Origin of the sequence: Streptomyces sp. NTH33, assembly GCF_003236365.1 — a bacterium.
GTDB lineage: Bacteria > Actinomycetota > Actinomycetes > Streptomycetales > Streptomycetaceae > Streptomyces.
In genome coordinates this window covers 1-405 of sequence record NZ_POTZ01001155.1, presented here as the reverse complement: position 1 = coordinate 405, position 405 = coordinate 1, and the positions used below count along the sequence as shown (strand labels likewise).

The window sequence follows — 405 nt, the reverse complement described above, 5'->3', positions numbered from 1 at the left end:
GAATACGCTTAAAACGACCACACGGGAAGAGCGACGAATTCGCTATATCACGCTGAACAGACCAGAACTACCTGAAACAAAAGAGGAAAATCAGATATCAGTGAGAGCAGAAAGAGCAGGTATAAACCTGTTAACGCTTCCACAGGACAATAACCACCCGACAGGGCGTCCTGTAAACGGGTTTCATCATAAAAAAACCAACCGTCCGGACTGGGACGGAATGTACTGAACAGTGGCCGCGCCGGATTCTGGCGCGGCCTTTTTTTTAACCTGGAGAAGGCGGTTCCCAGCGTTTATCCTGCTCCGGCGGAGGCAGTGATGCGTCATCGTTGCTGTTCGCCGCGATATAATCGCGGTAGTAGCGTTCACTTCCTTCACGGTGATGATCCACGTCCGGTCGCGTAA

Annotated in this window: 1 protein-coding gene; it reads left to right on the top strand. The window is 51.4% G+C overall.

The window, feature by feature from the left end; genetic code table 11:
* The coding region (locus tag C1I97_RS38955; RefSeq protein WP_181447142.1) for a conjugal transfer protein TrbC at positions 1 to 229 on the top strand (229 nt) is incomplete at its 5' end.
* Positions 230 to 405: the final 176 nt, after the last annotated feature.